Here is an 11,762-nt window from a genome sequence, read left to right as displayed (position 1 = left end):
AAAACTCCGGCAATCGCCCATCGGCTGTTGGAAGATGGAATTCAACCACTTTTTCCGTATACCCGTCCCAAGACCAAAGAAGGCTTTTTCGGAAAACACGAATTCGCATATGATGAATACTATGATTGTTATATATGTCCGGGAGCACATATATTGGCATACAGTACAACAAACAGAAGTGGATATAAAGAGTATAAAAGCTGCGGTGAGCATTGTGCTGAATGTCAATATCTTTTAAAATGTACAGAAAGCAAAGATCATGTAAAACTGATCACACGTCATGTATGGGAAGAATATATGGAAGTGGTAGAAGACATTCGGCACACGATCGGAAACAGACAGATCTACCAGTTAAGAAAAGAAACCATAGAGCGGATCTTCGGTACAGCGAAAGAACAGCATGGATTTCGATATACACAGTATGTAGGAAAAGCACGGATGGAAATGAAAGCCGGGCTTACCTTTGCATGCATGAATTTGAAAAAACTGGCAAAGATCCTGGAAAAACGAGGTTGGAACACAGCCAGATTTTTGTTGATTTTGAAGAAAATAAAAAGAAAAGAAGTTTTAAAAGAAAAATGGTGCTGGGCATAATCCCCAACACCAAGTTTGTCTACAGTCTGAATCAATCGTAAATAATTACGATTGATTTTTCGCCCGTTTTATTATCATTACATCTCCAACAGTTCCAGCAATTCTTCTTTACTCATACTACTTAAGCTGGTTCCTGCGCCATTGATCACCTGATCTGCCAGATCCCGCTTAGTTTCCTGCAGCTTCAGGATCTTTTCTTCCACTGTATTCTTTGCAATCAGTTTATAAACCGTCACTTTTTTCGTCTGTCCGATTCTGTGAGCACGGTCTGTTGCCTGATTCTGTGCAGCCAGATTCCACCATGGATCATAATGAATCACCATATCTGCTCCTGTCAGATTTAATCCAACTCCTCCTGCCTTTAACGAAATTAAGAAAATTGGTACATCACCTGAGTTGAATTTTTTCACCAGCTGAATCCGTTCTTCCTTTGGTGTCGCTCCTGTAATCGTATAGTAATCAATTCCTTCTCCAATAAGTCTTTGTTTTAAAATTTCCAGCATAGAAGTAAACTGAGAAAACAGCAAGATACGATGCCCACCATCTATGGCGCTTTTCACCAGTTCCAGGCATGCTTCCAGCTTCGCCGCATCTCCCTGATATTGTTCAAAGCACAAGGCCGGATCACAACAAATCTGACGAAGATGCGTCAACTCTGCCAGCAGCTGAAGCTTCTTACGATTGAAGTCTTCCCCACTTTGCTCTGCCAGCATCGTCTGTATATGTACAACCTGCCCGTCATAGAGCTTCTGCTGTTCACCTTCCAGCCGAACATATCGTACTTCCTCCAGTTTTTCCGGAAGATCTTTTAATACATCTTCTTTTCTTCTGCGCAAAATGAACGGTGCTGTCATCTTCTGAAGTCTTGCCAGTGCCTGTTCATCCTGATGCTTTGCAATCGGAATTTCCAGTTCTTTGCGGAATGTTTCATAGGAATACAAAAATCCCGGCATGAGATAATCAAAAATACTCCACAATTCACTCAAACGATTCTCGATTGGCGTTCCAGTCAGTACAAAACGGTGTACACTTTTTATCACTTTCACTGCTTTCGCTGCTGCAATGGTATGATTCTTGATATACTGTGCCTCATCGATTACCTGATATGCGAAGCGACATTCTTCATAAAAATGAATATCCCGTTTCAACAGATCGTAAGAAGTCACAAGCACATCATACTCCTGATAAGATGCAATCAGTTTCTGTCGCTCTGTCTGCATACCCGTAACCAGACATACGTTCAGTTCCGGTGCGAATCTTGCCAGCTCCTCGCCCCAGTTAAATACCAGCGATGCCGGGGACACCACAAGAGAAACAATATGCTCTTCTTTGTTCTCCTGTCTGGCTGCAAGAAGTACGGATATCATCTGAAGTGTTTTTCCAAGTCCCATATCGTCTGCCAGAATTCCACCAAACTGCCGTTCCGCCAGCGTGCGCATCCATTTATATCCGTTTTTCTGATAATTACGCATAATACGGGACAAACTGGATAGTATCTCATAATCTGCATCTTCTACGGTTTTAAACTCTTTTACAATTTTTCGGAAATGGGAATCTCTGTCGCTGTAAATTTCTTCATTTTCTTCCAGCATCTTATTCAGATACAGACTGCGATACAGTGGCAAATGCATTTTCCCTGTTACAAAATCTTTTGGCTTCATCTGCATAGAATCCATCAGTTCTGCCAGCATTTCCAGGGAATGATCTTCCAGTTCTACGTAAGATCCATCTTTCAGACGATGATACCTTTGTTTTCTACGATAGCTGTTCAAAATATCCAATAATTCATCCTGCGGAATATCGTCTGTTGAAATATCCAAATTCAACAGTCCTTCCGAAACAGATACTCCAACGGATACTTTCACATGATGAACTACCCGGCGTGCCCGGAAGCGGTCGGTACATTGTACCTCGCCCATAGTCATCAGTTCCTCTACGCCTTCTCCCATCAGCCGCAGGACTGTTTCCTCATCCCGGCCACAGTTCAGTTCCCCCAGCCGTTCATTCACATATGGAAGCCACTGTCTGGTCCGGAACAGAATCCGTTCTTCCGTATGTACATCTCGCCAGCTTTCTTCTCGTTCCCTTTGTGCTCCGATAATCTGGCAAGTGCGCTCTCCATACTTCGCAGCAATTTTGCATACTGCATCCCCATCCGGTGCATCCAGATAAAAAACAAAATTCACTTTCGGCGGCAGATAGGCATGAAATTTCTCTGGATCACTTTCCTCGATTTCCGCCATTTCTTCCAGCTTTGGCAATACCTGATAATAAAATTCCGACATATTATTCCGGCCAATCTGAAAAGAGAACTCCCCGTCTTCATCCACCAGCGGCATAAACGGCTCTATTGTTTTGCGGAATTCCTCATCTGTCCGACAAAATCTCTCATTCTCAATAAAATAGGCATGGTGCATGCCAAAGAATAACTCCGGCAATATTCCCTGCACACAGATTCCATGAAACTGTACATCTCTTTTTCTGCCATTCTCTGGCATGTTTTCTGTAATTTTTATCTTGAAAGAAGGATTGGACAGTTCGCAGTGCAGGTCAGATCTCTGTGTTTTGATCTGGCCACGGTCTTCATAGGCTACCAATGCCGTTCCCAGCTTTTGATAGAATTCATCCAGCCTCCAGCCGAACAAATTCAGATCTCCTCCTATGCTCACAATATTTCGCAAATGATATCTTCCATAGTAATCACCCTGATAATATCTGGCAATCTCAGATTCCTCCTGCACGATCTGCTCAATAAACTGCAGCCATTTCTGTCCTTCCGGAGTAAAGTTCTCACGAATATGGCGAATCACAGTGTCTTTCCCATAAGTGGCAGTTGCCGCATTCTTTACCAGGTTACAGAAATCGCTCAGGGATTTTACTACAAACAATCTTCCAGAACCAAATTTAAAAGAAACGGTAAGGTCCCCATTCTTCTTTACCAGTCTTGGTTGCAATTCCAGACTGTTTTCCTTCGACAGCTGTTCTGTAAGAAGCTGACGATTTTCCCGTTTCTGCCACAATGAAAGAAACTGATCCGCATTCCGGTCTGTGGCATCTCCGGTATTGTTCCTTTTTAAGGCCTGCTTTAATGCCAGAAGTAACGCTGCTACATATTTGCATTCTGATCTCGTATCACGCCCCCATCTGTAATAATAGCGTTTGCGGCATTCCGGACAGCCACAGTTCAGGTTCAGCAATTCATTTTTGGAAAACAGTGCTGTCACAGAAAACTGATTTCTTTCCTTTCCCACACTTGCTGCTGCCTGCCCCATCTGCTCGTCTACCTGTCCGCTTGCATCATACCCCGTACTGACAGACAACGCATTCATTTTTCCCTGATTCAACAGTCTCTGGCCCTCCAGCCATACCTGTTCCGGAATCTCAGCAGATGCTATAATCTGGTCGGCATCAAAATAGCGATACTCATCCAGTGCTGCCAGCTTTTTTGTTTCTGCGTTCTGATCATCCTGCTCCTGCCAGGATTCATTTAACGGAGTATACACCATTGGATTCTGTTCTTTTTTCGCTAACTTCTTTTCTTTTTCTGCTTTTTTCTGTTGGCGGATGCTTTCTCTCCGTTCTTTTTCTGCCTGCTCCCTCTCCCTCTTCTTCTGCAATTCTTCCTGGTTTTTTCTCCTTTGCTCCGCCTCTTTTCTCGCTTTTTCCGCTTTTCGTTGTTCCCTTTCTTCTCGCTTCTTTTCCCGTTCCAGCTGTTGCATTTCTTCCCACAGGCGCTGCTGTTCCTGTTTCTTGCGTTCCTCTTCTTCCTGAAGACGTAATTGCTCCTGTTTCTTTCTCTCTTCCTCTTCCAGCAGCTTTTTCTTTTTCTGTTCTTCTCTCTTTTTTGCCTCTTCAGCCTGAAGCACCAAAGCCTTCTGCCGCTCCAGACGTTCTTTCTCTACCATTTTCTTCGGATCATCCTCCGGATGAAACTGTGCCTCCAACGCATAGAGTAATGCTGCCATGTGTTCGCATTTCGAGCCGCTTTTTGCCTTCGGGCACGAACAGATCATGCGTATTGGCTTCCCGTCTTTTAATACGAGAGAAACATTTCTTCTTTCTCTTCCCAGGATTCCTGCACTATAGTGGTCTCCGTCTTTTTTCAGATCAGCGACACGGTTTCCCATATATCTCTCTTTTCCCTGCGCCAGGGCAATCTCATTAAATTTTTCTTTCCAGCTCTTATCCAGCATTTATTCCTTATCCCTCATTCTTTATATCAAAACAGCGGTCTCCAGCCCGCGCTGAAAACCGCCTTGTGATCAAAAAGTGCTGAACCTGTCAGCGTTTATAATAATATTAGAATGTAAACTTATCTGCAAAGTATGCATCCAGTTCATCGATCTTTACACGAACCTGTTCCATAGTGTCACGGTCACGGATGGTAACTGCTCCGTCTGTCTCAGAATCGAAGTCATAAGTTACACAGAACGGAGTACCAATCTCATCCTGACGACGATAACGTTTTCCGATGTTTCCACGATCGTCAAATTCACAGTTATATTTTTTAGATAACTGCGCAAATACCTTTTCTGCGCCTTCATTCAGCTTCTTGGACAGTGGAAGTACACCAATCTTAACAGGAGCCAGTGCCGGATGGAAATGCATCACCGTTCTGATGTCTGGTTTTTCTTCTGTTCCGATATTCTCTTCGTCATAAGCACTGCACAGGAAAGCCAGAACCACACGGTCTGCTCCAAGGGATGGCTCAATGACATATGGAATGTATTTTTCACGCTTCTCGTCATCAAAGTAAGTCATATCCTGACCTGATGTATTCTGATGCTGTGTCAGGTCATAGTCTGTTCTGTCTGCGATTCCCCACAGTTCGCCCCATCCAAATGGGAAGAGGAATTCGATATCTGTAGTTCCTTTGCTGTAGAAGCAAAGTTCTTCCGGTGCATGGTCTCTTGCTCTCATCTCATCTTCCCTGATACCAAGAGTCTGCAGCCAGTTGATGCAGAAAGTTCTCCAATACTGGAACCAGTCAAGGTCTGTTCCCGGTTCACAGAAGAATTCCAGTTCCATCTGTTCGAACTCACGGGTACGGAATGTGAAGTTACCCGGTGTGATCTCGTTACGGAATGACTTACCGATCTGACCGATACCAAACGGAATCTTCTTTCTGGAAGTTCTCTGTACATTCTTGAAGTTTACGAAAATACCCTGTGCTGTCTCCGGTCTTAAATATACGGTATTCTTGGCATCTTCGGTAACACCCTGGAATGTCTTGAACATCAGATTGAACTGACGAATGTCGGTGAAGTTATGCTTGCCGCAGCTTGGACAGCATACGTTATGTTCTTCAATAAAGTTCTTCATCTCTTCCTGGGAAAATGCATCGATTGGTTTCTCCAGTGTGATGTCATGTTCTTCGCTGTAGTCTTCAATCAGCTTATCTGCACGGAATCGTTCATGACATTCCTTGCAGTCCATCAGAGGATCAGAGAATCCCCCCAGATGTCCGGATGCTACCCATGTCTGTGGGTTCATCAGAATGGCACAGTCCACGCCAACGTTATATGGGTTCTCCTGGATAAACTTCTGCCACCACGCACGCTTTACATTATTCTTTAATTCCACACCAAGGTTACCATAATCCCAGGTATTCGCAAGACCTCCGTAGATCTCAGAACCCGGATATACGAATCCTCTTGATTTCGCCAGTGCAACAATCTTGTCCATTGTCTTTTCCATATCGTTTCTCCTCACTTTTTACAAGTGCCACAGGCACTCTTTTTTATTATTCGTAAAGAATATAAGCTGTATCAGTATTCTCTGTCACTGCTTCTGACTTACCGGTCACCTTTACCCCATCACTGACGTAACAGATCTTGCCCGGCACATCTACCAGCAATGCTTCATTCACTACGATTGTCTTATAATTCGTTCCACTCATCAGGCTGGATCCCCAGACACTGCTGCCCTCTGCTGCTTTTCCATCGGTCACCGGTGAAAATGTCCCTTCAAAAGCATAACCTGCCTGAATGGCTCCATTAATATCTCCAACATAAAATCCCACATGATTGAATCCGGCATAGTCCTGCCAGGAATCATATACCATCCTCATCTGGGCTTCTCCATCTTTGATCTTCAGACTTTTCTTTTTCACAGCCTTATCCGTATGACTGCTGTTGTAGTCTGTTATTTCGCTCTCCACTGTGTTCTTCAGTTCTTCTTCACTGTAATAGGACGCATCAAAATTCTCTCTGACGACCTCTGTCACAGTCCCGTTCTTACTGACGGACACTCCTGTCACTTCCGGTGAAAAGCTGCTGCATCCGGTCAGGATACATCCCGCACCTATCACTACGGCTAATATGAAACCCCTTTTCATGAACTGCCCTCCAAAATGCAAATTCCCCTTTTTGCATCCAAAACTCTTCTGTATCTGCTCGATGTCTTTACCGATACAATCATACAATCTCAATTATACTAATAATAAAGCCTGTTTTCAACTGCTAAATCTGCAAAGTATTTAAAACTTCCAGAGTCTTAAAGTCCCGGTCAATCAGCTTTTTGCGGAACCGCTCCTGCATGGCGCAGAACTCCTTTTCTACTTCCGGTGTCAACAGAAAAGTATATAGTTTTTCCAGTGGAGCTGCCGTCACATACTGCATGGCATAGATCGTAGACTCCATAAGCCGTTTTCCACGCATATGTGGAAAACAGTTCTGACAGATTACACCATTTTTTTCATCAGAATACCCCATCAGTCCTTCTGATGAACCACAGTTGACACAGGAAAAGCTCTCTGGATATTCTCCATTGATGACCATGGCACGCATTTCATAAATATAGCGGATCAGCTTCCTGTTTACCCGGCCATGTTCCAGTGCCTTCAGTGTTACATATAGCAGCTTTAGCAGTTCTTTTTCATCGTTATTCTCTCTTGCATAATAATCGGCAAATTCCAGAAAATACATACCATAATAAGCATTTTCAAAGTCCAGTGACAGCTTCTCGAAGTACTGATCGATCTGTGCCTGATAAATATTATAAGAAGACCTTCCTTCGAAACATTCAAAAGTCCCGTAGCAGAATGGATTTGCCGCTGCCATCATCGGACTGTTCTGTCTCCGGGCACCCTTGGCAAATCCACTGATTTTCCCTCGTTCTTTTGTCAGCAGAACAATGCGCTTATCATATTCTCCCACCGGAAGCGCAGAAAGGACCATTCCGGTCAGCATTATTTTGTCACTCATCTGGTCACCGTATGTTCCTTTCTTACGATTTAATCCATCTCTTTTTTGTCGTATCCAAAGTTTTTCATCAGGAAATCGCTGTCTCGCCAGTCTTTCTTTACCTTTACCCAAAGCTGCAGATTGACTTTCGCTTCCAGCATATTCTCGATGTCACGTCTTGCTTCAGAGCCAATACGCTTCAGCATGGATCCGCCTTTCCCGATGATAATTCCCTTATGGGAATCCCGTTCACAGATAATGGTAGCATCAATATCAAACATACCGCCGCCTTTTCGTTCCTTCATCTGATCAATGGCCACTGCTATTCCATGAGGAATCTCCTCATCCAGACAGCGAAGCGCTTTTTCCCGGATCATCTCTGCTACAATCTGCCTCTGCGGCTGATCGGTAACGGTGTCTTCATCGTAAAACATCGGTCCATATGGCAGATACTTAAAGATCTGATCCAGCACAGTGTCCAGATTCTGTGCGCGAAGCGCTGAAACTGGAATAATCTCCGCAAAATCATAAACTTTGCGATAGGTATCCATATATTTGATGATTTCTTTTTTATCTACTGTATCTACTTTGTTGATAATGAGAATCACGGGTGTGTTTGTTCTCTTTAACTGTTCCACAATGTGGCGCTCTCCGGCTCCGATAAAGGTGCTTGGTTCCACCAGCCAGAGGATCACATCTACCTCATTCAGGGTACGCTCCGCCACATTCACCATATATTCACCCAGTTTATTTTTGGCTTTATGAATACCCGGTGTATCCAAAAATACAATCTGTCCCCGTTCATCGGTATATACCGTCTGGATCCGATTGCGGGTGGTCTGCGGCTTATTGGATGTGATGGCAATCTTCTGTCCGATGAGATGGTTCATCAGTGTAGATTTTCCCACATTGGGACGTCCAATCAGCGTCACAAATCCAGATTTTGTCTTTGGTGTATTTCTTAATTCTTCTAAATTGATATTCATCTATGCTCCTTCTAACCACGAATCAGTGGTCGTACCTGGTCAAATAGTTCTTTTTCTGACTGAATCTTCTGTTCACCGCCAATGACACAGATATTGCCATGCTCCAGTACAACACGAAGCAATGGCTCCAGTGCGCGGATGCTTCTCTGACTGGCCCCAAGGATCTGATCCCGTTCTTTCTGCAGGTCTTCTTCTGTCACATGGCTCATCCAGGCATTCAGAGAACGATTGCCTTTGGCAGATGGATTCATCGGTGTATCGCTTTCACTGATGGTTCCGATGATATACTTACACATATCCCGCTCATCTACGGTAAAATTCTTCAGATAGTCTGAGATTCCCCTGTAAACATCCAGAGTACGTCCAAGATTCGGGTCACGGTAAGATACCAGATAGGTATCCCCGGTCTTTCCGAATCCACTCATACAGCCATAGGCTCCACCCTGTACACGGATATTGGTCCACAGATATTCATATCCCATAATGGTACGCAGAATACGCAGTGCCCCATTGTACTGGCAGCCATACTGGCGGAAATTACCTGCCAGTGCCACATACTGTACCTGAGATGCTGTCATCAGACCTTCGTTGGACTGCGGAATCAGAATGCTGTCAGAAGGTTGTTTTGTCTCATCGTTTTCAGTCTGATGCGGTAATTTTCCTCTTAAACGGCGAATCCGCTCTTCTACTTTCGGCAGCACTTCTTTTTCAGAAGTCAGGCTGACCATCAATCCTTCCTGTACCAGCAGGGCAGAAAGCAGATTTTGCAGGTTGTCCACAAGTTCACCTTTTTTATCCTCAAAATGTGTCTCAATGGATTCTACCAGCTCATACAGTGCCACTCCACCTGTCCGCTCATTAAAAGCAGACACTGGCGAAAAATGAGCCATCGCTCTGGTAGCAGCCGTAGAATGTCCGGCGCTTGTCAGTCTCACCTGCAGGCGGGACTTTAATCTGGCCAGGATCTCATAAAGCCGTTTCTCTTTCTCCAGACTGGAGGTAAAGAGAATCTCTTCGATCATATCAAATGCAAAATCGATCTTATCGTATAAGACTTTGGCTTTCATCTCAAAGGCAGACGCATAGTCACCTGGATTTGCCATATCTGCAAACACATCCGATACCGGATAGATTCCACCAGACTGGATATTGATCTCATTGCTCAATTCATGGAAATCATAATGCTGTGTATCCACCATCCCCAGTACACATTTTAAAATGCCCAGATAGGACAACTGCTGTGGACTTAACTTCTTTGCATCAAACATCACATTCAGATAGGCTATTCCATTGGTATCCAATTCATGATGAAGCAACAATGTTCCATCCACATTGATTGGATGATTGTAGATCGGTGCCGTCTCTTTTCGAATATCTGAAAGCTGAAGCAACGGAATCTTCTCTAATTCTTCTTTGGTAGAAGGTGTCTCCTGGAATGCACGCAGCTTCTTTGTCTTCTCGATCATCTGCTGTATCTCATCCTGGGAAAGAGACGCTTTATAAGCAGCCAGTTTTTCTTTTACCTTTTCTTCTTCCCTGTCTGTCAGTCCTTTTTCCGGATGCATGACGATCAGGGATGCATGGGCATTATCCAGCAGATACTTCTGAATCAGTTCTTCATAGTATCCGGTTCCAAGTTTGCTCTTTAAGAAGTCACAGCTCTGAATCTGTTTCAGATACAAAAATGGTTCTTTCTCATCATAAAGCCAGCTGTCAAAAGCATCAATGCCATACATCAGCCCCTTCGGGAAATGTCCGAAATCGGCCTCACGAAGCTTGAATTCCAGATTGTTGATACCAGCCAGAATGGAGCGTTCTTCCAGACCTTTTTCCACCTGCTCCTGAAGAACAGTGCGAATAATGTGGACAAACTGTTCTTTTTGTTCCGGGTTGCTGTTCCTTGCAATCACAGAAAAGTACGGCTGGCGTACCCCACTGTCATAGCTGCCCTCAATATCTTTTCCTACTGCTGCATCCAACAATGCCTGCTTCAGTGGTGCACCAGGTGCTTCCAATAACACATATTCTACAATAGACATTGCTGCGGAAAGATCTGCATCCAGTACATCTCCCACGGACCAGTTATAAGCCAGATACGTATTGTCTTCTTCCTCTTCCAAATTGGAAATTGAATACGTCTTATCCAGTTCTTTCACTTTAGCAAAAGCCGGCTGCATAGTGATCTCTGATTCCACCTGATCTGCATCAAACTTACTTAAATATTCCAGGTCCAGCCAGGAAAGTCGTTCTTCCATATCCATATCTCCATACAGATATATATAGCTGTTAGATGGATGATAATATTTTTTATGAAATGCAAGAAATTCTTCATAGGAAAGATCTGGAATATTCTTCGGATCACCACCTGATTCGATTCCATATGGGGTATCTGGATATAAGGAATTCAGAATCTCCCGATCCAGGACATCATCTGGTGAAGAGAATGCCCCTTTCATCTCGTTATATACTACTCCGTTATAGATGATCTCATCTTCCGGCTTTTCCAGTACATAACTCCATCCTTCCTGACGGAAAATCTCTTCTTTGGTGTAAATATTCGGATAGAAAACTGCATCTACATAGACTTCCATCAAATTACAGAAATCCTGCATATTGCAGCTGGCAATCGGATACATCGTCTTATCTGGATAGGTCATGGCATTTAAAAATGTATTTAATGATCCCTTAGCCAATTCTACGAATGGATCCTTCGATGGGAACTTTCTGCTCCCGCATAATACACTGTGCTCCAGAATATGTGCGACACCTGTACTGTCAGCCGGCGGTGTGCGAAACGCAATGTTAAATACTTTATTTTCATCTTCATTTTCCAGAATCATCACCCGTGCCCCGCTTTTTTTATGAATCAGCAGGGTGCCTGTGGATTTGATATCTGCGATCTCTTCTGTTTTAATTACATCATATTGTGGCAAACTACGAAACATGCCTGTGCCTCCGATCTTATATCGTTACTCTTCGCTGAAAGTAACTTTTTTCT

At 43.8% G+C, this 11,762-nt stretch carries 7 protein-coding genes; 1 reads left to right on the top strand and 6 read right to left on the bottom strand.

All coding sequences use genetic code 11. The features are described 5' to 3' along the window. On the top strand, positions 1-594 hold a 594-nt coding region (locus tag OCV47_RS08540; protein WP_262654689.1), incomplete at its 5' end, for a transposase. 77 nt (positions 595-671) lie between these two features. Here the strand turns inward: OCV47_RS08540 and OCV47_RS08535 are convergent. The 6 genes from OCV47_RS08535 to OCV47_RS08510 form a co-directional block, all read right to left on the bottom strand. After that, on the bottom strand, positions 672-4,787 hold the full coding sequence (locus OCV47_RS08535; protein WP_262654688.1) for a DEAD/DEAH box helicase: 4,116 nt from the start codon (positions 4,785-4,787) through the stop codon (positions 672-674). Positions 4,788-4,893: 106 nt separating this feature from the next. Continuing rightward, complete coding sequence (locus tag OCV47_RS08530) at positions 4,894-6,291, bottom strand: glycine--tRNA ligase (RefSeq protein ID WP_256297416.1); 1,398 nt, start codon at positions 6,289-6,291, stop codon at positions 4,894-4,896. A 46-nt stretch (positions 6,292-6,337) separates the two neighbouring features. Then, on the bottom strand, positions 6,338-6,931 hold the full coding sequence (locus OCV47_RS08525; RefSeq protein WP_262654687.1) for a hypothetical protein: 594 nt from the start codon (positions 6,929-6,931) through the stop codon (positions 6,338-6,340). A 124-nt stretch (positions 6,932-7,055) separates the two neighbouring features. Continuing rightward, a complete protein-coding gene (recO, locus tag OCV47_RS08520; RefSeq protein WP_262654686.1) occupies positions 7,056-7,799 on the bottom strand; it encodes a DNA repair protein RecO in 744 nt (247 codons plus the stop codon). Positions 7,800-7,828: 29 nt separating this feature from the next. Beyond that, on the bottom strand, positions 7,829-8,764 hold the full coding sequence (gene era, locus OCV47_RS08515) for a GTPase Era (RefSeq protein WP_262654685.1): 936 nt from the start codon (positions 8,762-8,764) through the stop codon (positions 7,829-7,831). Positions 8,765-8,775: 11 nt separating this feature from the next. After that, the gene (locus OCV47_RS08510; protein WP_262654684.1) at positions 8,776-11,709 is read right to left on the bottom strand and encodes an insulinase family protein; all 2,934 of its coding nucleotides are present in this window, start codon (positions 11,707-11,709) and stop codon (positions 8,776-8,778) included. Positions 11,710-11,762: the final 53 nt, after the last annotated feature.

It is taken from the genome of Muricoprocola aceti, from assembly GCF_025567005.1.
Lineage (GTDB): Bacteria > Bacillota > Clostridia > Lachnospirales > Lachnospiraceae > Marvinbryantia > Marvinbryantia aceti.
The sequence above is the reverse complement of the archived record's forward strand: the minus strand, read 5'-3'. Positions and strand labels throughout refer to the sequence as shown.